The 22,662-nt window shown below is 27.9% G+C and carries 24 protein-coding genes; 5 read left to right on the top strand and 19 right to left on the bottom strand.

What is annotated here, in order from left to right; translation table 11 throughout:
* Positions 1-115: 115 nt before the first annotated feature.
* From kamE to AACH12_RS00435, 7 genes are all read right to left on the bottom strand, one after another.
* Positions 116-862, bottom strand: a complete 747-nt coding sequence (gene kamE, locus AACH12_RS00465; protein WP_338536128.1) for a lysine 5,6-aminomutase subunit beta — start codon at positions 860-862, stop codon at positions 116-118.
* Positions 862-2,418 (bottom strand): lysine 5,6-aminomutase subunit alpha, encoded by a 1,557-nt coding sequence (kamD, locus tag AACH12_RS00460; protein WP_338536127.1) that lies wholly within the window; start codon positions 2,416-2,418, stop codon positions 862-864. Before kamD ends, kamE begins: the two co-directional genes overlap by 1 nt.
* Positions 2,419-4,026 carry a lysine 5,6-aminomutase reactivase ATPase KamC gene (gene kamC / locus AACH12_RS00455; protein WP_338536126.1) on the bottom strand — a complete coding sequence of 536 codons (1,608 nt, stop codon included), beginning with the start codon at positions 4,024-4,026 and terminating at the stop codon, positions 2,419-2,421.
* Entirely contained in the window at positions 4,016-5,050 is a 1,035-nt protein-coding gene (gene kamB, locus AACH12_RS00450; RefSeq protein WP_338536125.1) for a lysine 5,6-aminomutase reactivase subunit KamB, read from the bottom strand. Before kamB ends, kamC begins: the two co-directional genes overlap by 11 nt.
* 30 nt (positions 5,051-5,080) lie before the next feature.
* A complete protein-coding gene (gene kamA, locus AACH12_RS00445; RefSeq protein ID WP_338536124.1) occupies positions 5,081-6,337 on the bottom strand; it encodes a lysine 2,3-aminomutase in 1,257 nt (418 codons plus the stop codon).
* Positions 6,338-6,495: 158 nt separating this feature from the next.
* The gene (gene kdd, locus AACH12_RS00440; RefSeq protein ID WP_338536123.1) at positions 6,496-7,533 is read right to left on the bottom strand and encodes an L-erythro-3,5-diaminohexanoate dehydrogenase; all 1,038 of its coding nucleotides are present in this window, start codon (positions 7,531-7,533) and stop codon (positions 6,496-6,498) included.
* A gap of 237 nt (positions 7,534-7,770) precedes the next feature.
* Entirely contained in the window at positions 7,771-9,171 is a 1,401-nt protein-coding gene (locus AACH12_RS00435) for a sigma-54 interaction domain-containing protein (protein ID WP_338536122.1), read from the bottom strand.
* A 226-nt stretch (positions 9,172-9,397) separates the two neighbouring features.
* Here AACH12_RS00435 and AACH12_RS00430 point away from each other — a divergent pair, with 226 nt between their 5' ends.
* The 3 genes from AACH12_RS00430 (at position 9,398) to AACH12_RS00420 (ending at position 11,050) form a co-directional block, all read left to right on the top strand.
* Positions 9,398-9,688 carry a hypothetical protein gene (locus AACH12_RS00430; RefSeq protein WP_338536121.1) on the top strand — a complete coding sequence of 97 codons (291 nt, stop codon included), beginning with the start codon at positions 9,398-9,400 and terminating at the stop codon, positions 9,686-9,688.
* A gap of 47 nt (positions 9,689-9,735) precedes the next feature.
* The gene (locus tag AACH12_RS00425) at positions 9,736-10,677 is read left to right on the top strand and encodes an ArsA family ATPase (RefSeq protein ID WP_338536120.1); all 942 of its coding nucleotides are present in this window, start codon (positions 9,736-9,738) and stop codon (positions 10,675-10,677) included.
* A gap of 112 nt (positions 10,678-10,789) precedes the next feature.
* The gene (locus tag AACH12_RS00420) at positions 10,790-11,050 is read left to right on the top strand and encodes a hypothetical protein (RefSeq protein ID WP_338536119.1); all 261 of its coding nucleotides are present in this window, start codon (positions 10,790-10,792) and stop codon (positions 11,048-11,050) included.
* Between the two features lie 28 nt (positions 11,051-11,078).
* On the opposite strand, the gene AACH12_RS00415 is transcribed toward AACH12_RS00420, so the two are convergent.
* From AACH12_RS00415 to AACH12_RS00385, 7 genes are all read right to left on the bottom strand, one after another.
* Entirely contained in the window at positions 11,079-11,516 is a 438-nt protein-coding gene (locus AACH12_RS00415; protein ID WP_338536118.1) for a YwiB family protein, read from the bottom strand.
* Positions 11,516-12,205 carry a GntR family transcriptional regulator gene (locus AACH12_RS00410; RefSeq protein ID WP_338536117.1) on the bottom strand — a complete coding sequence of 230 codons (690 nt, stop codon included), beginning with the start codon at positions 12,203-12,205 and terminating at the stop codon, positions 11,516-11,518. Before AACH12_RS00410 ends, AACH12_RS00415 begins: the two co-directional genes overlap by 1 nt.
* A 122-nt stretch (positions 12,206-12,327) precedes the next feature.
* Positions 12,328-13,194, bottom strand: a complete 867-nt coding sequence (gene ispE, locus AACH12_RS00405) for a 4-(cytidine 5'-diphospho)-2-C-methyl-D-erythritol kinase (protein ID WP_338536116.1) — start codon at positions 13,192-13,194, stop codon at positions 12,328-12,330.
* A 248-nt stretch (positions 13,195-13,442) separates the two neighbouring features.
* On the bottom strand, positions 13,443-13,703 hold the full coding sequence (locus AACH12_RS00400; RefSeq protein WP_338536115.1) for a Veg family protein: 261 nt from the start codon (positions 13,701-13,703) through the stop codon (positions 13,443-13,445).
* 121 nt (positions 13,704-13,824) lie between these two features.
* A complete protein-coding gene (locus tag AACH12_RS00395; protein ID WP_338536114.1) occupies positions 13,825-14,562 on the bottom strand; it encodes a YkgJ family cysteine cluster protein in 738 nt (245 codons plus the stop codon).
* Positions 14,555-15,436: a TIM barrel protein gene (locus AACH12_RS00390; protein WP_338536113.1), complete on the bottom strand. Its 882-nt coding sequence runs from the start codon at positions 15,434-15,436 to the stop codon at positions 14,555-14,557. Before AACH12_RS00390 ends, AACH12_RS00395 begins: the two co-directional genes overlap by 8 nt.
* 8 nt (positions 15,437-15,444) lie before the next feature.
* Positions 15,445-15,696 carry a hypothetical protein gene (locus tag AACH12_RS00385; protein WP_338536112.1) on the bottom strand — a complete coding sequence of 84 codons (252 nt, stop codon included), beginning with the start codon at positions 15,694-15,696 and terminating at the stop codon, positions 15,445-15,447.
* 371 nt (positions 15,697-16,067) lie between these two features.
* On the opposite strand from AACH12_RS00385, the gene AACH12_RS00380 reads away from it, so the two are divergent.
* Complete coding sequence (locus AACH12_RS00380; protein WP_338536111.1) at positions 16,068-16,835, top strand: hypothetical protein; 768 nt, start codon at positions 16,068-16,070, stop codon at positions 16,833-16,835.
* A 120-nt stretch (positions 16,836-16,955) separates the two neighbouring features.
* Here the strand turns inward: AACH12_RS00380 and AACH12_RS00375 are convergent, their stop codons facing one another.
* Both AACH12_RS00375 and AACH12_RS00370 read right to left on the bottom strand, forming a co-directional pair.
* On the bottom strand, positions 16,956-17,879 hold the full coding sequence (locus AACH12_RS00375; RefSeq protein ID WP_338536110.1) for an SPFH domain-containing protein: 924 nt from the start codon (positions 17,877-17,879) through the stop codon (positions 16,956-16,958).
* 16 nt (positions 17,880-17,895) lie between these two features.
* Positions 17,896-18,336: an NfeD family protein gene (locus AACH12_RS00370; RefSeq protein WP_338536109.1), complete on the bottom strand. Its 441-nt coding sequence runs from the start codon at positions 18,334-18,336 to the stop codon at positions 17,896-17,898.
* Positions 18,337-18,536: 200 nt separating this feature from the next.
* Between AACH12_RS00370 and AACH12_RS00365 the strand changes: the two genes are divergently transcribed.
* Positions 18,537-19,805 carry a sensor domain-containing diguanylate cyclase gene (locus AACH12_RS00365; protein ID WP_338536108.1) on the top strand — a complete coding sequence of 423 codons (1,269 nt, stop codon included), beginning with the start codon at positions 18,537-18,539 and terminating at the stop codon, positions 19,803-19,805.
* A gap of 22 nt (positions 19,806-19,827) precedes the next feature.
* Here AACH12_RS00365 and AACH12_RS00360 read toward each other — a convergent pair whose 3' ends face one another.
* The 3 genes from AACH12_RS00360 to AACH12_RS00350 are packed head-to-tail and all read right to left on the bottom strand — an operon-like array spanning position 19,828 to position 22,644.
* The gene (locus tag AACH12_RS00360) at positions 19,828-20,601 is read right to left on the bottom strand and encodes an ABC transporter ATP-binding protein (protein WP_338536107.1); all 774 of its coding nucleotides are present in this window, start codon (positions 20,599-20,601) and stop codon (positions 19,828-19,830) included.
* On the bottom strand, positions 20,602-21,645 hold the full coding sequence (locus tag AACH12_RS00355; RefSeq protein WP_338536106.1) for a FecCD family ABC transporter permease: 1,044 nt from the start codon (positions 21,643-21,645) through the stop codon (positions 20,602-20,604).
* 39 nt (positions 21,646-21,684) lie between these two features.
* Positions 21,685-22,644, bottom strand: a complete 960-nt coding sequence (locus AACH12_RS00350; protein ID WP_338536105.1) for an ABC transporter substrate-binding protein — start codon at positions 22,642-22,644, stop codon at positions 21,685-21,687.
* Positions 22,645-22,662: the final 18 nt, after the last annotated feature.

Below are 22,662 nucleotides of genomic sequence, written 5' to 3'. Positions count from 1 at the left end.
AATAAATATGTAGAATGTAATATTCTTGTAAAAATTAGTTAGCAAAAAATAAAACACAGCATTCTTAAAAAGAACACTGTGTTTATTTACTAGACAATAAATTTTTTTAAAATTCTTATAAACCTCTTTCAGTTACTTGTTGAACTACAAAAGATGCAACGTCTTCTGCAAATGTTCCCGTTCCAAAACCTGCATCATAGCCGAGTTCTCTAGCTAATTCATGGCTTATTCTAGGTCCACCTGCAATAACAATTAATTTTTCTCTTAAACCTTCCGCTTCTAAAAGTTCAATCAATTCCGTCATATTCATAATATGAATATCCTTTTGTGTTACAATTTGAGAAATAACAACGGCATCCGCTTTTTCTTCAATTGCCTTTGCAATAAGTTCTTCATTTGGAACTTGACTTCCCATATTTATAGTTTTAATACCTTTATATCTTTCAAGTCCATAATGACCTGCATAACCTTTCATATTCATAATTGCATCAATTCCAACAGTATGAGCATCAGTTCCAGTACAAGCGCCTATGATTACAACTTCTCTTTTAATATTCTCTTTTATATAATCTTCAACTCCGTATTTATCCATAACATCAGACTCAACTTTAGGAACTTCTATTACAGTATAATCTACTGTATGTTCGCTTTTTCCATACATCGTAAAAAAAGTATAGCCAACACCTAAATCTTCTGAATAAACAACAGCTGGTTCTTTAATACCCATTTTAAGTAGTAATTGTTTGGCAGCTTCACTAGCTTCATCACCATAAGGAACTGGCAAAGTAAAGCTAAATTGCATCATTCCATCATTTAGAGTATCTCCATATGGTTTTATTTTAGTTAAATCAATTTTATTCATTATTCATTGCCTCCTAACATTAATGGTATAAATGGATTAAAGTATTTTTCGCCTTTAACTGTAACACCTTTAAGACCTTTTCCTCCATCCATTGCTCTTTTAATTCCAGCAAATTTTCCCATTTCAATAGTCGACATTAAGCCTTCTTTTTCAATTTCAGAAAGCATCTTTTGAGCTTCTATTACAACACTTTGCGCTCTCTTTTGAATAACTCCATCTTTTTTAAATTCTATTTCTTCACCTAAATTTTTCATATTATTAAAGATATATTTTGCATTTTCTATTGATAATGCTCTATCTTGTAGAAGTGGTGTATGAATTGCTTCCGTAGGCATTCCAAGTAATTGAAGGCTTTGGTTTGTCATAATTGAAACCATATTAAATAAAGCGTCTTGGATATGACCTTTAAATATATTACCCGTCATATATTTAGTTGGTGGCATATATTTCAGCGGTGCATTTGGAAATATTTCTCTTGCCATTTGAGCTTGAGAAAGTTCTAGTAAAAATCCATCTTCTAAATTTGGATTCATTTCAAATGCATGACCTAGACCCATCTGTTCTTCAGGTATACCAGCCCTAAGAGCAAATTGTTCATTTACTATTTGTGATGCTAGTACAGTATGAGCTTCCTCTACCGCATCCGAAGTAGTAAGGTAATTATCTTCTCCAGTATTAATAATAATACCTGCAAATCCATTTATAACTCTTGAGAAAAATTGATCCACTAGAGTTCTTTGCATATTAATATCTCTAAATAATATTCCATATAAAGCATCATTTAACATAACATCAAGTCTCTCAAATGCTCCCATTGCAGCTATTTCTGGCATACAAAGTCCTGAACAGTAATTACAAAGTCTAATATATCTTCCTACTTCTTCTCCAACTTCATCAAGTGCTTTTCTCATTATTTTAAAGTTTTCTTGTGTAGCGTACGTTCCACCAAATCCCTCAGTAGTTGCTCCATAAGGAACATAATCTAAAAGACTTTGAGCAGTCGTTCTTATAACAGCAATAATATCAGCACCTTGTTTAGCCGCTGCCTTTGCCTGAAGAACATCCTCATATATGTTTCCTGTTGCTACAATTACATATAGGTAAGGCTTACTCCCCTCACCTAATCTATCTATTAAAGATTCTCTTTCTAATCTATTTTTTCTTATTTGTTCAACTGTTTTAATTGCAACTTCATCAATTTTTTTACTTATCAGTTCAATATTATTTTCTTTAATATCAAAAAGATTAAGTTGACCTTCTACAATCATTTCAGCTATTTCTTGAGGTGATTTATTTAGTTCAACCATAGCGTTTCCTATCCAATATGACGCTCCCTCTTTAAATCCTCCACCTTCAACAATGTGGTTCATTAGTACATTTGCATACGGCACTGAAAATTCATTAACTCCATCAATACCTAAGAGTCTAATTACTGTTCTTTCCACAGTTATTGTTGTGTGTAGATCAATAAATTCTTGAATATCGTCCGCTATATTTCCCGCAGATTTTTTTGCTTTTTCTACCAATTTAAAATCGAGGTTTAATTTACCTTTCATCTATCGTTCCTCCTTAAGATATCTTAATGCATCAATTAAAATATCATTATCTAGCCCAAGTAATTTGGCTATTTCTATTGCATCTTTTGGAATACTCACATCGTCATCTATTTCTATTAAGTGATAATCCATAATTTCTTGTAATTTTCTTAAAGTTTTATTAGTATAATTACTAGTAAATAAGTCTTTTAACTTTTCCTTATTTAAACCAGCTACTTGCAGTTGCTTTACTTCTTTAATATGTCCAACACCCTCAAAATGAGTCGTTATTACAGAAATTGAATTTTTAGTTTTTAAATAGTTTACTATTGCTTTAGAAATCGCTGTTCCTTCTAAAGGATTTGTACCTCTTGCAAGTTCATCTATTAATATAAGGCCTCTTTCATTTGATCTAGCTATAGATGATTTCATATTTACTATTTCTGAACCAAAAGTACTAAGTCCCGTTTCAACACTCTGAGAGTCTCCTGAACTAATTTCTACAAATTCTCTTAAAGAAAATTCAAATTTTTCAGCTGGAACAAACAACCCAAATTGAGCCAACAAAGTGCACTGAGCAATCAATTTTAAATTAACTGTCTTACCACCCATATTAGCTCCTGTAATACATGTAACACCATTATTAAGTTCTATATTAATAGCAGTAAAATTATCTTTTCCAACTATATTTTCTGTTTTTAAATGTCTGCCATTTACTATTTTTATCTTATTTTCAGATATTATATCCGGTTTTACACAATCAAATGAATTTGAAAATATAGCTTTAGCTATTCTAAAATCAAACTTTTCTAGTATTTCAATTTGCCTTTCTAGAAAATCAATGTAAATTAACAATTCTTTCGAAATTTTCTTAAGGACTCTATCTTCTTCTTCAATTTCTTTTGCTTTCAATATATTTAATTCTCTTATATATTTTTCTGTTTTTTCATCACTAACTTTATATCTTTTTTTTAAGTAATCTTCAGATTGATAAACAATACTATTATCTAATAAAAACTTTTCATTTAGTTCTATATTGTTTTTATCAATAATAATTTGATTAAAATGCTTTATACTAATATTATATTTTTTTTCTATTTTTTTTGCTAGTATAAGAAGTCTATTTTTTTCTTCTTGCATTTTTTTATCTATATCATTTCTAATATTTTTTAATTCATTAGAATACTCACTATATATAGTAAAGGATGATGAGAGTGTTTCATTTGGATCAAGGATTTTTTGAAGTTCTTTAGAAATTTCAAATTTATTTTTACTATAATTATTCCAACTATATTTATTAAGGATATTATCTAATTTTTTTAAACTTAAATTAAAATTTTTAATTTCGTAAAGTTCTATATCACAAAGATATTCACCATTTTTAAGTCTTAAAACAGACCCTTTAATATTTTTTATATCCGAAATGACCTCTCTTATAACTTTAGTAGAAATCGTACTTAAACTCGCATACTTTGAAATATTATTTAAATAAAAATATTCTTCTTTTAGTTGATCTTCTTCTTCGAGTGTAAATAAATTTAAATTTTTTAAATAATTTTTTCCGTAATAACCAGATGGTATTAGTCTATCAAATATGAAGTCAAGTCCACAATCTTTTTTAATATCCATAACCTTCCTCCTTAAGCACGTCTATTATAGGAATATCTACTATATATTTTTTAAGACCATCAATTATTAATTTTGACTCAAAAAAATATCCCTTTGGTGAATATGGATTTACAGTTATTGCAATAATATCAATAGAATCAAATACTTTTATATCAATTCCAATAGATTCATAGAAAAGCCATCTATCACTTTTTACAAATATCCTCGTTCCATCTCTTACTACAATCTTTATTTTCTTTCTTCCAATATACGAACTAAAGTTTTTTAAAAACATCTCAGTAAGTGCACCTGGAATAACTAAAATAGAATTTTCCTTAATATAGGTTGCTATTTTTTTAGCTGAACCAATCGCGGCTTTTACATTAATAATTTCTATTAATCCTTGTTCATTTATAACAGCAATTTTATTATCAAACAATATATTATAAACTTTTTTTCTTAAATTTCCATCCTCAATTTGTTCTAAAGACAAAAGTTTTGTTTTATAAACCGTTTCATTTATTAAGCTACTTAAATTTCTACTTACTGCCGCTCCCGTTGAAAGAACTGCTGCTTCAGCAATAGCTGGAGATGCAGATGAAGTTCTATCAATTGCTCCATCAATAATAACTAAATCTGCACCATAGCTATGCATAATTTCAGATGCTAAACTTATTTCTTTGTTATTAGCAGGTCCTGAAATATCAACATATCCATTTCTAAGAACTCTTATAATTAATATTCTCCCCAGAACTGTTGTGTTTTTCATAACATATAATATTTCATACTTAATTGATGATTTTTTAAGAAGTTTTTCTGCAGTTGTGATAATTGTTCCGCAGTGGACAAATATTCTAGGTTTTTCAGTATTACTTACTAGGTCCTTTTCTTCTCCGTCTCTACCAATAGAAGTAATTCCAAGCGCTACACTATGATATAATCCCTGATTAATTAACTCATTAAGGGTAACCGTCTTTCCTACATTCTTTGCCATTCCAACAATTGACACTGTCTTATGCTTATCTTTTAATATTTTAATCATCATATATATTCACCGTAATTAAACTTATTTGATTTATTCGTGATGTGATCTCTCTTCTCTATCTAAATGCTTTAACTCAATATTAATTTGATTTCCTTGAAGTAAACCACCCACTCCAGTGATTTTATGTTCTCTTTCATTTTTACAAATCTCACACTGACAATCGCTAACATACGTATCTGGTTCAGTATAAGTAGTAATTACCCCTTCAAAGTTTCTTAAAACTACTTTATTAGGTGATTGTGATATTAAATATTGTGGCATAACAGGAATTTTACCACCTCCACCAGGAGCATCTACAACAAATGTTGGAACTGCGTATCCTGAAGTATGACCTCTTAAACCTTCAATTATTTCAATACCTTTTGAAACTGGAGTTCTAAAATGCTCGATTCCTGTAGATAAATCACATTGATAGATATAGTAAGGTCTAACTCTCATCTTCACTAAATTATGAACTAAATCACGCATTATATGAACACAATCATTAATTCCTTTTAATAATACCGATTGATTACCAAGTGGAACTCCCGCATCAGCAAGTTTTCTACAAGCTTCAATTGATTCTGGAGTAACTTCCTTAGAATGGTTAAAATGTGTGTTTAACCAAATCGGATGGTATTTTTTAAGCATATTTACTAAATCATCAGTAATTCTTTGAGGCATTACAACTGGAACTCTAGAACCAATTCTAATAATCTCAACATGAGGAATAGCTCTTAATTTTGAGATAATATATTCAAGTCTTTCATCTGAAACAAGTAAAGCATCTCCTCCAGAAAGAAGAACATCACGAACTACAGGAGTATTTCTTATGTACTCTATAGCAGCATCAATTCTATCCATTGGCATACCTGTATCTTTGCTACCAGCAAATCTTCTTCTAGTACAATGTCTACAATACATAGAACACATATCTGTAATTAAAAGTAATACTCTATCTGGATAACGATGAGTTAATCCTGGAACTGGTGAATCAGAATCTTCATGAAGTGGATCATCCATATCAGCTGCCGATCTATATGTTTCATATATTGTAGGAACAGCTTGCATTCTAATAGGACAATGACTATCATTTTTATCCATATGAGCTGCATAGTATGGAGTAATTCCCATTCTTAATATTTCAAGCGATTTTTTAATTCCATTTTCTTCTTCCTCTGTAATATTTACAACCTTTTTAAGTGTATCCAAATCAGTAATTCTGTTTTTTGTTTGCCAAGTCCAATCATTCCATTGATCCTCAGTAACATTTTTCCAGAGCTCTATATTGTTGTAATAGTTTCCCACAGTAAATCCTCCAATCAAATATTAAATCAATTTGCATATTAAATAAGAGAATACTAGAATAATATAAGGTAAGGTTGGGTTTTATATTTTTGACCAATGGTCATAATTCATATCTAGTATTCTCTTTATTTATAAATTCATTTGTTGCTTATTTAAAATTAAGCGTATAAGTCAGTATAAAGCTCTCTTAATTCTTTACTTTCTCTCATAATATTTAAAGCTATATCTGCATGACCTTTTGCATATCCATTACCGATTATCATAGTTGTATCCATTCCAACACCTTCTGCTCCTAAAGCAGCAGTTGTAAAACTTGTAGCCATACTAAAGAAATAGATTAAACCAGTATCTTTTGTAGATAAAATACATCCCATTTCAGTTTTTTGAATGTTTACACAGTTAATAGTTACATCAGCCATTTGACCATTAGTTGCTTCCTTAACAGCTTCCATTACTTCAACCGGCTTAGTAGCATCACAAGCCACGTATACATCAGCTAAATTAGCTTTTTTAACTCTATTTAACGATTTTTCACTATGTCCAAGGCAAATTACTTTACCATTTTTACCAACTTTTTTCTTTGCTTCATAAAGGCAAAGCATTCCAGATTTTCCTGCTCCACCAACTACAACAACTGTGTCTCCTTCTTTAACTAATTTTCTTGTTTGAGCAGGAGCTCCAGCAACATCAAGTACAGATAAAGCTAAGTTTTCTGGCATATCAGCAGGAATTTTAGCGTAAATACCACTTTCAAATAAAATAGCTTGTCCATCAATATCTACTTGATCAATATCTATTCTTACTTCTTTAATTTCATTAATAACTAATGGAGTTAAAGACAATGACACTAAAGTTGCAATTCTATCTCCAACTTTAAGATCAGTTTTTCCTTCAAGTTTAGGACCAATTTCTTTAACTTTTCCAATAAGCATTCCACCCGAACCAGTTACTGGATTATGATGCTTACCTCTTGTAGCAACAATTTCTTTCATTATTTCTTTAATTTTTTCAATATCTTTTCCAGCTTGAGTCTTGATTTGAGTAAAACTTGCCGAGTCAATATTAAGAGTTTGAACATCAATTAATATTTCATTATCATAAATTTCCATAGTGTTATCAATTTTTTGAGCTGGTTGTGGAAGAGTTCCTTTTGGTTCAATAACTCTGTGTGTACCAAATTTGCATCCTGTTTTCATATTAATACCTCCATTATTTTTTTCAACGCTATTATTTAAAGCAAAATATATGCCAAAGTTGAATTATTTATAATTATCCTAATATTATTTTAACAAACTATATTTTTTTACACTTATTTTTCTGTTTTTATTATAATTTAAAATAAAAACGCTCCTAATTGATAATCGTAATCATTAAAAAGCATCCTTATTTTTACTTTATATTTTGAATTCCTATTTTATGCCGAAAATTCGGCGTTAAAGTTTTATTTTATACTTTTTAATTTTATACTGCAAAGTTTGACGTGGAATTCCAAGCACTTTTGAACTTGTAGTTACATTCCCCATACTTTCTTTAAAAATTTTTTCTATCATATTTTTTTCTGTTTTTTCTATAACCTTTTTTAGAGAATACTCATGTTTATATTTTTCATCCACTAGCAACTCTTTTGCGAATTTTTCTAAATTTTTAGGCAAAAATTCATTATTAACATATCTATTTTCCGTCATCGAAACTGCACTTTCTATTACATGCTCAAGTTCTCTAACATTCCCTGGCCAATTATATTCTATAAATAGCTTTTCTGTTTCTTTTACAACTCCAAGTATATTTTTATTGAATTTTTTATTGAATTTGTTTATAAAATGTTTAATTAGTATAGGAATATCTTCTTTTCTTTCTCGAAGCGGAGGAATGTTTAAACTCAATGTGCTTAGTCTAAAATACAAATCTTTCCTAAGTAAATTACTATTCATAGCAGTAAATGGATCAATGTTTAAAGCTGCAATTATCCTAACATCAACTTTCCTGGTTTTGATATCTCCTACCCTCCTTACTACACCATCTTGAATAACTCTAAGCAGTTTACCTTGTAATTCCAGCGGCATTGAATTTAGTTCGTCCAAAAATAAAGTTCCTCCATCTGCAATTTCAAAAAGTCCTTTCCTATTTGCAGCACCAGTAAATCCACCTTTGACACTTCCAAATAATATCCCTTCGAGTAAACCTAAGGGAAGTGCTGCACAGTTTTGCGCAATAAAAGAATTATTTTTTCTTTTACTTTCGCTATGAATTGAATGAACTAAAAGCTCTTTTCCAGTACCTGTTTCTCCTGAAATTAAAATAGGTATCTCTAAATTAGCAGCCTTTAGAGCATGTTTTTTCAATTTTTCAAAATCTATATTTTTTGTAACTATATCATCAAATATATACTTTGAAGTATCTATATCACTTATTTTGATTTTTTTATTGCTATATACCTTAGTTTTTAAATCTACATATTTCTCAGATAATTCTTTAATATCAGTGATATTTCTCGATATTTCAACCGCACCAAATATGTTTTCTTTATCATATATTGGTAAAGTTGTGTTTATTGTTGTGATAACACTTCCCCTATATGTAGTAAATGTTTGTTCCTTATCAATTATAGGTTTTCCAGTTTTAATTACTTCTAGCAACGTACTTGTTTCTTCTGATAACGACGGATATATTTCTAGAATACTTTTTCCTAAAGATAATTCAATATTAATATCATCAACTTGTGATGCTTTTTTATTACAATAGATTAATTTAGCATTTTGATCAAAAATTTGTATCCCATCAGAAACATAATCAAGTAAATTATAAAGATTATTTATATTATAAATATTTTTCATAAAATCTCCTCTAAATGCACATGCCGAATTCCTGTCACACTCCGCCGAATTTTAAGCTTTTTCTCTTTCTATTTTAATTTATTTTTTTTATAATTACAACAATTTTTTTACTAGTGAATTTCACTACCTAGTTTACGCATTTCAAGTTTTTTATAGTTATTTTATACCAAAATATCATTCATTATTATATTTTATGATAAAGTTATATTAAATGGGAGGTGCTAGCATGAATTTTAAATTTTCTAAAGCAAAAGAAGTAACCATACAATTTTTAAAAGGCGTAACCGATGTAAGTTCAAAATCGCATGAACTATTAAAGAATTCAAAAAATGAAGAAATCGATAATTTTCTTCTTCTTTCTTTTGGAGATGTTTTAGGACTTCCAATTCCACTTAGTTACTATTCTCTCGAATTACTTCCTTTTCTTGAAGATGAGCTTAAAGGATGGGATATAAGGATGAGTACTAAGAAATCCATTTGGATTGAAAAAGCCGGAGAATTAAACATGGATCCTTGATTAATAAATTTCCTAATTTATATACTCTATTATTAATAGGAGGCATTATGAATAAAATAATTTTTTTTAGTGGTAAAGGTGGCGTTGGAAAAACTAGCTGTGCTAGTTCTTTCGCAATTAGCAAGATAAATCAAAATAAAAAGGTTCTTCTTGTAAGTACTGATCCTGCGCACTCAACTTCTGATATTTTCGAAATGAAAATTAACAACACAATTACAACAATATTAGATAATTTAGATGCAATTGAAATAAATCCTGAAGAAGAAAGCAAAAAATATATTAATTCCATTAGAAATAACCTTCATAAAATTATTAGCCCTGCAATCCTTTCTGAAATTAATACTCAACTTGATGCTGCAAGCGTGTCACCAGGAACACACGAAGCCTCTCTTTTTGATAAAATGCTTTCTATAATTAATACAGAAATTGAAAATTATGACTATATAATTTTTGATACCGCTCCTACGGGACATACATTAAGACTCTTTACCCTTCCGGAATTATTAGGTTCATGGATTGATTCATTAGTTAAAAAAAGAAAAAAAGTTGTGAATTATAAAAAAATGAGCCTTACTGACAAAAATAAAAGAAAAAACCTTGAACATGATCCTATAATAGAAATACTTAATAGAAGGAAAGAAAATTTAGAAAAAGCAAGAAAAATAATGATCGATCAAAATAAATTATCCTTTATTTTTGTACTTAATGCAGAAAAACTTCCTATAGATGAAACAAAAAAAGCTATTGAAATATTAAATAAATATAGTATTCCAGTAGGAACATTAATAGTAAATAGAATTCTTCCTAAAAATATTAAAGATGAATTCTTTATTAGAAAAAAAGAACATGAAATCAAACATTTAAAGACTATATATGAGTATTTCAAAGATTTTAATATAATTGAACTTCCCCTACTTGAAAGAGATATGGACTTTAAAAATATAAATGAATTATCAAATTTTTTTAAAACAGACAAAAACTTAGTATAATTTACTAAGTTTTTGTCTGTTTTTACTTGCATTATTGTTATTTTGTGATATACTGCTTTAAACGAGTAATAATTATTCAGAATTTAGCATAAATATACAGAGGAGGTTTATCATGAAACCATATTTATTATTTGAAAATGGAACAAAAATCGCACTTAGCAAAAAAATCAATAAAAATATTTTAGGAAAACTTGTCTTAAAAGGATCTAAAATTTTACTAAATTCTTTTGACGACAAGGACTCACTAGAACTTAATATAAAAAACAAAGAATTAAGTTCTAATGTTAATTTTAAAAATACACCTATAGCAAAATATATTATTGATAATCTAGGCGAAGAATATCATCTTTATGATATTAAAACTTATGTATAATTCTACTAAAGAAAAACAGCTAATCATATCACGCTCGATTAACTGTTTTTCTTTTTATTATTTCAATGCCTAGCATATATTTTGATTTTCCAAGACTTTTTATATCTAACTCGTATTCAAGAGCTAAAGTCCCCTGTAAGTTTTCATTAATATTAAGATCAATTCTTTCGGTTAACGTTTCCATTAAAAAATTTCCATAAGGAGTTATATATGATTGTGAATGGTTAATACCCTTTTCGAATATAAGTTCACTTATATTACTTCCATTTCTCTTTAATACAACTTTATCTTTTTTAGCTTTTATTAAAGTCTTGGTTCCTTCCATTCCTGAAATTTCACTTTCACTATAAAGTATATATATGCTTCCATTTTTACTGTAGATTTTTGCTTCACTATCAAATTCTATTACTTGTTTTTCTCCTTTAGCAGGAATAATTGTAGAATTAACTCTAATAAAACATTCCATTAGTCCACCTTTTTTTCCTGTGCTTCTTTCCATTTAAGCACTATTTGCATTATTAATTTCACATGATTTTCTGCATTTATTCTTGCACCTTCTGAGTCTCTATTTTTAATAGCTTTATATATTTTTTCATGCCAAGTTTGAAGCTCAACATAATTATCAAATTCATTAAAATATATAAGTCTAAATCTTTGAAACTGATCATGTAAATCTCTAACCATATCTATTAACTTGTTGTTTCTAGTTGCTTCAAAAATTTTATCATGAAATTCATTATCTCTCTCAATCATTCCTACGGTATCTTTTGTATCAAGAGAATTATTGAAGCCTGATAAAATTTCACCAAGTTCATCTATTTCTTCATCAGTTATTCGTACGCTAGCTAATTCAGAGGCAAACCCTTCTAAAACAATTCGTATCTCGAGTACATCTATAATATCCTTCGCTGTTAAATTTGCTACATATGCGCCTTTTCTTGGTATCATTTCAACAAATTTTTCTTTTTGAAGCTTTCTAATAGCTTCGCGAACTGGAGTTCTACTTACGCCAAGTTGTTCAGCTAAAGTTATCTCCATAAGTCTTTCACCTGGCTTTAATTCTCCACTTAATATTGCTTCTCTTAAATAATCAAAAACTACTTCTCCAAGAGGTTTATAATTTTTTATATGAAACTTACCTTTCTTTTTTATCATTTTATTTTCCCCCTTTTATTCTTCCTTTTTTAAAGTCAAGACTCCCATTTCTACAAGTTAACTTTCAAATCAAATGAAGTAAAGCATCCATCTGATTAGCCGATGTTTAGGTCTAGCTAAACTTATTTATTATCACTAAATGTTCTTGTAAGATAGGTTTGTCTATATTTTCTAATTAAATGAGTATATGCTTTTTCAGCTTTTTCTTTGCTTTTAAATATTCCAAAAACAGTTGGTCCACTACCTGTCATCATTGAACCAATTGCGCCATATTCAATCATTTTAGATTTTATTTTTGAAATAACTGGGTATAATTCAATTGTTACATTTTCAAGAACGTTGCTCATAGAATTTGAAATTTTATAAATATTTCTTTCACTAAGCGCATTTAACATTTTATCAATATTGGGATGACTTTCAATCAAATTCAAATCTAACTTATTGTATATCTTTTGAGTAGATACACTTAAATTGGGTTTAGTTAAAACTAACCATATATTGTCAACTGATTCAAGTGACACTAATTCTTCACCAATGCCTTTTGCAACTGCACAACCACCAAGTATACAAAATGGCACATCTGCACCAATTTGAACTCCCAAATTCATCATTTCATTTATAGTTAATTTTAAATCACATATTTTATTAATCGCTTTAATTACAACAGCAGCATTAGTACTTCCGCCAGCTAAACCTGCAGCAACAGGAATATTTTTTTCTATTGCAATTTCAAAACCACAATTTAAACTATATTTATCTATCATAAGCTTTGCAGCTTTATATGCGATATTTTTTTCACCAGTTGGAATATAACTTACGTTGCTACTGATAATAATATCATTTTTATCAATTTTTTTAATTATTATATTATCATACAAATCTATTTGATGCATTATCATTTCTACACTATGGTATCCATTATCTAATTTTGATATAACATCAAGCAGTAAATTGATTTTTGCATATCCCATAACTTTTAATTCATTCATTGTACACCTCTATAAATACATTATACAAAATACATTGCATATATATTATAGAATATAATACAATAATATTCTATAAATTTATTATAATATTTTAATTATTGACTTATTTTTTTACTTACTATCCAAAAATTATAAGTTTAAAACCAAGTGGTTCATTAGTTTTAAACTTATATTTATTTATTATTCGAAATTATTATATTTTATTAACATATTCAAAAAATAAAAAAACTGTCCTAAGACAGTTATATCTATAATATATAATTCGGGTTACCACATACAGTGAGTTCAACAGTTTCTGTAAGTATATCTGAATAACTATACGACACTGTTCTTTCAAGATCCAATCCATTAATAATTTTGACTGTAAAAACACTAGGATAAGCAAATTGTATAACACCCTCATTCACTTTAACTTTTCTTTTACCTTTATTTGTTTTTAACAACACTTTTCTACCTAAACAATCTTCGATATCTTGTTTAATTTTAATTAAAGTTACTTGCTCCGACATTCGAACCACCACCCTTGACTCTTTTCATTGTAACACATAATCAATATAAAATCAAACAGTTTATCACATTTGTAATAGTTTTGTCAACGAACTTAAAAAAATAAATATTTTCTGAATATTCTTAAATACTTTTTAAAATTTTTTCTAATAGCTCACTCTCTCCATTTTTCAATATTTGCTTTGAAATATCCACTTTTAATTCACCCGCAGTTTCCATATCATAATATAAATATATAAACCATGACACTAGTGAAATATTAAAAAATTCTTCATCGAGTAAATCCATTGCTAAAAACTTTGAATCTAAATCAATTAAGCTATTAAATAATATTTCTCTCTCCTTAAGAGTTATATTACTTTCAGTTTTGAAATTTTCACAATATTCTAATTTATAGTCTACAACTTTTTGGGGAATATTAAGATTATATCTTCCTTTAAAAAATTCCTTTACTTCATTGTTTTTTTCATTAATTTCTTTGTAATTTTTTTCATGATCTGCTTTTGATAAATGTCCAAAGATTCTACAAGTAAGCGGTCTTTTATCATAAATTTTACATAGTTTATCTTTTGATAAAAAAGGACACTCTCGTCTAACAACAGGCTCTGTAAAATAATAGGTAAAAATATCTTTAATTACACTATTATAAATATCCTTATGTATTAATAGATATCTATAAATATTTATAAATTCAATATAAGAAGCTGGAACAGCTTCGACGCAACAAGAAGCACAACCACCGCATTTGCCATCTCTGGGCAAATCATAAATATCATTTAATATTTGTTCCAATTTATTATTTTTCATATATTCGATAGATTCTTCAACTTCTTCTTCGTACAACCTTATATCATTATTCATCATATTTTTCCTTTATATAAGTAATTATTGATTTCAGACTCTCATCAAGATATTTTACACCACCATATAATGGTTCTGACTCAATAATAATAGGTTTATCATATTTTAATATCACATCAAGCACTTCCTTTGTATTAAATGCCCAACCATCATTAACTCTTTGATTTATATTAGCTGATATATGATGATAACTTTTATAATACTTTGAATCTGAATAAACCTCATTTCCTTTTGTTGTCCAAAGATGAAAAGCTTCGCTATGTTTACTAAGCTTTTTTAAAGCTTCCATAAAATTAAAATTATGCATAATTGATGCAAAATGTAAATGTCCCGTGTCCGTAAGTATTCCAATATTACTACACTTCTTGGTTACTTCGATCCACTTATCTACGTCGTAAAACCATTTGTTTGAACCAAAATATTCAAGTAAGATTAACACATCATATTTACTAGCAATATTATTTACTCTTTCTATTCTTTCATTCAACAGACTATCAAAACCTCTCGGTTTTTCACCTTTTAATACAACTCCGGGAAAATGAACAACAAAATATGCAATCTTTTGTTTTGAATATTCTTTTATATTCTCTTCAAGAAGTCTAAACGACTTTTCGCTTATTTCATTATTTAAATCTAAGTAAAATGCAGATAAATAATCCTCTTTATACCAATCAAATAATAAAATTGGATGATGAACAGAAACAATTAAGCCTTTGTTAAATCCAAATTCAATTTCATTATTAATCTCTTTTATTCTATTTTTATAATTTTGCTGCCTTCCAAAACAAACTTCAAATCTACACAATCCATGGTTTAATACCTCATCAATATTATAATGAACTGTATTCACTCCTAGTAATCTTAATTTATTCATAACGCTCCTTAGACAAATAAAAATCTAAAATTAAACAGCAAAATCATAATTCCAAAAAAGAAATAGAAGATATACACAAAGTCTTTAGATTTTTTAATAATAATTCCATCCACGGCAAATACTACTGAATAAAGTGCTAATATAGTACTCATAACTTTATTTATACTAATTAAAAACCTACTATCTAAAAAAACAAGTATTAGATATATTAAGCCTGAAAGTGGAATTAAAAATTTTAATAAATTTATTATTTTTTTCATATTATCACCATTCTAATTTATCCGATGCCTTAGAGTTCTAATACCCCCACTTCTTGTGAGGGATAAAGAACTCTAAAAAGGCCCTGGATTATGTTTTCTAAGATTCAGTGGGAGTAAAAACTCCCTCTGAATCTTAGAAATTCATTTATTTGTGTTTATTATATCATATCAATATTTATCAATATAGTTTATTTATACACGACTAATAATAAACTCATAAAATAACATAAATTATATTTACATATATCTGCAAAGACAAAAATACATAACTATTAGAACTTTTTAATTGCAAATCATAAAATAATGTTTAATACTGTAATAATAGGGTATTATATATATAGGTATGTTTTAGTATTCAAGAGGTGATTAATATGCTAGCCGGTATATATTCAAACAACAAAATATTTAATATATCAAATTCAGATACGCATAAGACTGATAAGAAGCCAGCATTTAACGCTGCCTCTCTTATATTTGGCTCAACGTATAGAACCTCAATGGCTAAAGCTATGAATGATTCTTTAAATCAAGCAAGAGATAATTTTAATAATTTCTTTAATAGTTCACTAAAATCAATAGACAATTCAATAAATAAAATTTACTCCAATAAAAATGTAGCTGCTTCTATTACTAATACCACTAATAAAATACCATCAAATAATACTAATAATTCTAAGAAAATTAATACTTCTACTCCTAAAAACACTTCTAATAAAAATCTTAGCAATTCTCTAGACTCTTTTACTAAAAATTATAACAGCTTAATTGATAAAATTAAATCTCAAAGTAACAAATCATTTAAACCTATTCTAAATAAATTAAACGCTACAATAGAAGAAAATAAATCCTCTTTGAATAAATTAAATATAACTATTAATGAAGATGGAAAACTAAATTATTTTGGATTTAATAATAAAACTAAAATAAATTCTAGCACTCAGACGAGTATGAATGAACTTAGCAAACAAGATAATGCCATTAATGAAATCAAAAAAACTATTAATAATGAATTTATTTCTAAAAAAAATATTTATTCACCAAAATTATACAATGATAAAAAATCATATACTTTCAAAAAAGACAAAATCATTTTAAATAATTATGCCCCAATTGATACACCTGTTAACCTATATCTATAATCAGCTAAACATAAAAAAAAACAAACAAATACTTAAGTCTTTCTAAAATGGACTCTTTCGTGTTTGTTTGTTTATTTGTTTATTTGTTTGTTTGTTTGTTTGTTTGTTTGTTTGTTTGTTTTAATCTTTTTTTAGAACTTCACCAACTGAAGCAACTAAACCTGCAACATTTTGAATTTCAGATGGAATGATTAATTTTGTAGCTTTTCCATCAGCAACTTTTGCAAGAGCTTCAAAACTTTTCAAAGTAAGAATAGCGCTAGTAGGATTAGCTTCTTTTAGTAATTTTATTCCGTTTGCAGTAGCTTCATTAACTTTTAAAATACTAATCGCTTCTGCTTCCGCTTTTCTAATTTTAGCTTCTTTTTCTGCTTCTGCTTCAAGAATTCTTGCAATCTTAGCACCTTCTGCGTCAAGTACTGCCGATTCTTTATTACCTTCCGCCACTAATATTTTTGATCTTTTCTCACCTTCTGCTCTTATCATTACTTCTCTTCTTTCCCTTTCTGCTCTCATTTGTTTTTCCATTGCAACTTGAATATCTTCCGGCGGAACAATATTTTTTACTTCCACTCTATTAACTTTTATTCCCCACGGGTCTGTTGCATCGTCAAGAATTGCACGCATTTGGGTATTTATTAAATCTCTTGAAACTAATGTTTCATCAAGTTCAAGTTGTCCAATAATATTTCTAAGAGTTGTTGCAGTAAGATTTTCTATTGCAATTATGGGTCTTACAACACCATAGGTAAATAATTTAGGATCTGTAATTTGATAATATACTACTGTGTCAATTTTCATTGTTACATTATCTTTTGTTATTACTGGTTGAGGTGCAAAATCAATTACTTTTTCTTTTAAACTCACTTTATTTGAAATTCTATCAAATAGCGGTATTTTGAAATGTAAACCCACTCCCCAAGTTTCTTTATAGGCACCAAGTCTTTCTAGTACATATCCATTAGCCTGAGGTACAATTCTAATATTTGTTACAACAAGCAAAATAATTATCCCAATTAAAATAAATCCAATAATAACTCCCATAAGTTCCTCCAATTTTTTAATCTACAATTTTAACTATAACTTTAACGCCTTCTATTCTTAAAACTTCAACTTGACTATCTACATAAATAGTATCATTATCAATATTTTTTGCACTCCATATTTGTCCTTCAACTTTAACTTGTCCTACTTTATGCCTTTCTATTCTTTTCACAACCACTCCGACTTTTCCTATTAAACTATCTATATTAGTTTTTTCTGTTCCAATTTTTAAATATTTTTTTGCTATTGGTCTCGTAAAAAACAATAAAATAATAGAAACCACCAAAAAAGCAATTAATTGAATTACAAAACCAAATCCTAATAAAGATAAAATTAGTGCAGCCAGACTTCCAAGGGCAAACCATATGGATGCAAGTCCAAACGTTAATGCTTCAATAACTATAAATGCAATTATTAATATTACCCACATGACAGATAGCTGAAATAATACTGACATAATACCTCCTCACCCAATATATTTATTACCTTATATACATAATACCTACCCGAATTGTATTTGTAAAGCAAAATTATATATTTTAATACTTTTTTAACAATTTTTGCTTTTTGATTATAATAAATATTATATGATAATTAAATCATTATTAGGGTATAATAAGAAAAGAAGAAAAATTATAAATTTAAGAAGGTGCTAACATGAAAAAAACTGTACGCTTTAAAGACTTTTTTATTATATTCGTTATAATAATCCTTTCTAGCATTATTGTTCCATATATGATTTTCACTAAATACATTTTTATTATTCAAATTTCTCTTATTTTATTATCATGTTTTACTAGTTACTTCTTTATTAAGAATTTTCATATTTCTCCAATATTAGATTCTGAAAATAATAATTTGAGAGATATATCAAATGCAAAAATTAAAAATGCTCTATTTGATATTAGTGATCTTATTATGAATTCATTAAATTCTAGCATGAGCGAGGTTCACAAAAAAGTTCTTGAATATGCGATTGAATTAATAGAAGATGCTCAAGCTGGTTCAATCGCCTGTGTTAGCAGTGATGATTATGTAGAATTTATTACATCAAAAGGTTATAATAATGAAAAACTTAAAGGGGTAAAATTTAAAAAAGAAAAAACTTTTTTATGGGTATATTCCAAAAATAAACCACTTGAACCAATTATAGTTAATAACACTACTGAATTTAATAACACTTACCTAGGTGATGAAAATATAAAAACTTTAAAAGAAGCTAGTGCAAATACTTTCAAGTCTACTTTAACATCGCCTATTTTTATCGATGATAAAGTGATTGAAGTTTTAAATATTGATAGTTTTAATGAGAATGCATTTACAGAAGAAGATAAAAAAATAATTAATATATTTACTTCATTAATTGGCATAACTTTAAAAAACCGTGCTCTTCTTGAAGAAGCCAATTTTTTATCTAGTCATGACAAACTAACAGAAATTTACAATAGGCGTTTTTTTGAAAAAGAATTTCTAAACTTTCAAGAAAAAGCATTTAAAGAAAATCACCCTTTTTCAATAGTGCTTTGCGATCTTAATTATCTAAAAAAAATAAATGATAACTTTGGTCATATTGCAGGTGATGAAGCGATTATAAGCGTTGTAAACGCTATTAATTCAGAAGTTAGTAAAGATGATATTTTCGCAAGATATGGTGGAGATGAATTCATTATTCTTTTCTCCAATTCAAATAAAAGTGATTCTGAAGCAAAAATGAAATCTATTTTTGATAATTTTGATAATTTCAAATTGAAAGTAGCAGGAGGCAAAGTACCAATCCAATTTAGTTATGGAATTTCTTCAGCGCCTGATGAATCAATTATGTTAGATATACTTGTAAAAATTGCTGATCAGAGAATGTACACACATAAAAGAGAGTTAAAAGAAACTAATAAAACAGACCCTAACTTTGCTTCTTTAATAAAATAAAACCTATATAATATATATAGGTTTAGTAAGGTATAACATATTTAGAACCCGTTATTGGGTTCTTTATTACTGCAACATTAACATCATAAACCTCTTTAATACTTTTTTCATTAACTATATTTTCACTACTACCACTAGAATATACCTTACCATCTTTTAATAATACAATATTATCTGCATATTCAATCGCTAAATTAACATCATGCAATATTGTAATTACAGTTATTCCTTTTTCTAGCGAAAGTTTTTTAATTAATTTCATTATCTCAACTTGATGATGAATATCCAAATAGCTAACAGGTTCGTCCAAAACTAAGACTTGTGGCTCTTGCGCTATTGCTCTTGCAATAATAGCTCTTTGTTTTTCACCACCACTCAAATTATTTATAAATCTATCTTTAAGTACATAAGTATCTGTTTTAATCATAGATTCTTTTACAATTAAATAATCCTCTTCTGTTTCTGTTTTAAATCTTTTTTGATAGGGCATTCTTCCCATCATAACAATTTCCTCAACTGTAAAATCATACTCAATAATGGTGCTTTGAGGAACAAGTGCAATTTTTCTACTTAACTCTTTTCTTTTATATTCATTTATTTCCTTGTTAGAAATATATATTGTATCTTTACTCGGATATAGTAGTTTAACTATATTTTTAACTAAAGTAGTTTTCCCAGAGCCATTTGGTCCTAATATACAATTAAACGATCCATGAGAAATTGATAAACTTATATCTTTAATTATTTCTTTATTTACATAACTATAATTTAAATTCTTTATTTCGACATTATTCATTTAATTTATACCTCCCATATTTTTATTTTTTACTAATAAATACAAAAAATATGGTGCTCCAAACATAGCAGTTACTACACCAATTGGTATTTCAGTTGGTGCTACTATAGTTCTTGAAATAGTATCTGAAATTACCATGAAAATACTTCCACCCACAATTGCAAATGGAATAAGTCTTCTATGATCTGGTCCAGAAATAATTCTAACCGCATGTGGTACTATTAAACCTACAAATCCAATTATACCACTCACCGAAACTGCTGCTGCTGTTGAAAGAGAACTAAGTACTAATAACACAATTTTCGTTTTTTCAACGTCAACGCCTAAACTCTGAGCAGAATCTTCACCAAGTAATAATAAATTCAAATCCTTTGCAAAAAAGATAAAAAGTATATTTACAATAATAAATGGAATTAATATTATATATATTTTGCTCCAACTAGCCGCAGAAACACTACCCATAGTCCAAAAAATAATTCTTTCAACTTGATCTCTATTTAATGCCATTAATAGTGAAATTATTGAAGATAAAAAAAAGTTAATTGCAATTCCTGCAAGTAGCAATGTTACAGTTGGCGTTTTACCACCAATTCTTGACAAATTATATACAATAAGTATAGATAATACAGCCCCAATAAATGCACCAACTACAACAGTGCTTATTCCTAAATAAGAAACTGTATTAAAAAAAATAATTACAATAGATGCTCCAAGTGCTGCCCCTGATGAAACTCCAAGAACATAAGGATCCGCCATAGGATTTTTAAAAACTCCCTGAAAAACAGAACCACTTGCAGCAAGAGAGCCACCAATAAGCGCAGATAATACTATTCTTGGAAATCTAATATTAAGAATAATCTGTAGATGTGAGTGTTTTATATTACTCACATCTACAAATTTATTAATAAGTGGTATTTTGCTTACAAGTATTTTTATAGAATCACTAAATGGAATTTTAACCGCACCAATAGTACTAACAAATACCATAAAAACAATTAATAATAATATACTAATAATTAAGTTTATAACAAAACTTTTTCTCATTTTTTACTCCAATTTCTATTCGTCCGATAACTTAGAAATTTATTTATAAATTCCTGGGTGAAGAATTTTAAACATTTCAACTAAGCCATCTGCAAGTCTTGGCCCTTGTCTATCAATTTGATTATTATCAATTTCAAATAATTTACCATTTTTAACTGCTGTTAAATCTTTATACCCATTCGCAGCTTCAATACCCTTTTTGGCATCAAAATATTTAGAGCAAATTAAAATTGAAGGATCTTTTTCAACAATTTTTTCTAATGAATAACTCCAATGTTCTCCATCTTTTGCTATATTATTTCCTCCAGCCATTTCAATTAAATCATTTATAAAAGTATCTCCAGTTGCAGTATAATCTCCATACTCACCAAAACCAACTACATAGTAAACATCAACCGGATCTAATCCTTTTGCTAATTCTTCAACTTTTGTAACTTTTGTCTTCATTCCGTCAATTACTTCTTTTGCATTTTTTTCATTATTAAGCAATTTACCTGTAGTATTTATTACATCATAAACTCCATCAAAACTTTCCTGAGGAACAAGTACAACTACTTTAAAGCCTAATTCTTCTAATTTTTTTAGTACATCTTCTTTGAAATGAGTTGATGCGATAATTAAATCTGGATCTAATTTTGTAATTTCTTCAATACTAGGATCTGATAAACTTCCAACAGAACTTACTCCACTAACTTTTTCTGGATAATTATCATAATCTGTTCTACCAACTAATTTATCACCCGCGCCTATTGCATAAATAGTTTCTGTTATACTTGGAGCTAATGAAATAACTTTCATAGGCTCTTTTTCTACTTCAACTTGTCTATTAAATCCATCGGTAATTGTTAATGGATATAATGATTTTACTTCTTTCTGAGTATCTGTAGCATTTGAATTATCTTCTTTTGAATTGTCTACAGCTGAATTTGAACAACCAGAAAAAACCAATACTAGACTTATTAGCATAGCTAATATAAAAGTGTACTTCTTTTTAAACATAAAAAAATCCTCCTAAAA

Origin of the sequence: Helicovermis profundi (genome assembly GCF_033097505.1) — a bacterium.
GTDB lineage: Bacteria > Bacillota > Clostridia > Peptostreptococcales > Acidaminobacteraceae > Helicovermis > Helicovermis profundi.
The sequence above is the reverse complement of the archived record's forward strand: the minus strand, read 5'-3'. Positions and strand labels throughout refer to the sequence as shown.

Bases quoted from the DNA above. Each gene is read 5' to 3' on its own strand.
- AACH12_RS00430 (WP_338536121.1), top strand. From the start codon at position 9,398: ATGAATTTTAAATTTTCTAAAGCAAAAGAAGTAACCATACAATTTTTA.
- AACH12_RS00360 (WP_338536107.1), bottom strand. From the start codon at position 20,601: ATGAATAATGTCGAAATAAAGAATTTAAATTATAGTTATGTAAATAAA.
- kamE (WP_338536128.1), bottom strand. From the start codon at position 862: ATGAATAAAATTGATTTAACTAAAATAAAACCATATGGAGATACTCTA.
- AACH12_RS00385 (WP_338536112.1), bottom strand. From the start codon at position 15,696: ATGAAAAAAATAATAAATTTATTAAAATTTTTAATTCCACTTTCAGGC.
- ispE (WP_338536116.1), bottom strand. From the start codon at position 13,194: ATGAATGAATTAAAAGTTATGGGATATGCAAAAATCAATTTACTGCTT.
- AACH12_RS00380 (WP_338536111.1), top strand. From the start codon at position 16,068: ATGCTAGCCGGTATATATTCAAACAACAAAATATTTAATATATCAAAT.
- AACH12_RS00355 (WP_338536106.1), bottom strand. From the start codon at position 21,645: ATGAGAAAAAGTTTTGTTATAAACTTAATTATTAGTATATTATTATTA.
- AACH12_RS00365 (WP_338536108.1), top strand. From the start codon at position 18,537: ATGAAAAAAACTGTACGCTTTAAAGACTTTTTTATTATATTCGTTATA.
- AACH12_RS00420 (WP_338536119.1), top strand. From the start codon at position 10,790: ATGAAACCATATTTATTATTTGAAAATGGAACAAAAATCGCACTTAGC.
- kamB (WP_338536125.1), bottom strand. From the start codon at position 5,050: ATGATGATTAAAATATTAAAAGATAAGCATAAGACAGTGTCAATTGTT.
- AACH12_RS00390 (WP_338536113.1), bottom strand. From the start codon at position 15,436: ATGAATAAATTAAGATTACTAGGAGTGAATACAGTTCATTATAATATT.
- AACH12_RS00400 (WP_338536115.1), bottom strand. From the start codon at position 13,703: ATGTCGGAGCAAGTAACTTTAATTAAAATTAAACAAGATATCGAAGAT.
- AACH12_RS00350 (WP_338536105.1), bottom strand. From the start codon at position 22,644: ATGTTTAAAAAGAAGTACACTTTTATATTAGCTATGCTAATAAGTCTA.
- AACH12_RS00370 (WP_338536109.1), bottom strand. From the start codon at position 18,336: ATGTCAGTATTATTTCAGCTATCTGTCATGTGGGTAATATTAATAATT.
- AACH12_RS00425 (WP_338536120.1), top strand. From the start codon at position 9,736: ATGAATAAAATAATTTTTTTTAGTGGTAAAGGTGGCGTTGGAAAAACT.
- AACH12_RS00395 (WP_338536114.1), bottom strand. From the start codon at position 14,562: ATGAATAATGATATAAGGTTGTACGAAGAAGAAGTTGAAGAATCTATC.
- AACH12_RS00410 (WP_338536117.1), bottom strand. From the start codon at position 12,205: ATGATAAAAAAGAAAGGTAAGTTTCATATAAAAAATTATAAACCTCTT.
- kdd (WP_338536123.1), bottom strand. From the start codon at position 7,533: ATGAAAACAGGATGCAAATTTGGTACACACAGAGTTATTGAACCAAAA.
- AACH12_RS00375 (WP_338536110.1), bottom strand. From the start codon at position 17,879: ATGGGAGTTATTATTGGATTTATTTTAATTGGGATAATTATTTTGCTT.
- kamC (WP_338536126.1), bottom strand. From the start codon at position 4,026: ATGGATATTAAAAAAGATTGTGGACTTGACTTCATATTTGATAGACTA.
- kamD (WP_338536127.1), bottom strand. From the start codon at position 2,418: ATGAAAGGTAAATTAAACCTCGATTTTAAATTGGTAGAAAAAGCAAAA.
- AACH12_RS00415 (WP_338536118.1), bottom strand. From the start codon at position 11,516: ATGGAATGTTTTATTAGAGTTAATTCTACAATTATTCCTGCTAAAGGA.
- AACH12_RS00435 (WP_338536122.1), bottom strand. From the start codon at position 9,171: ATGAAAAATATTTATAATATAAATAATCTTTATAATTTACTTGATTAT.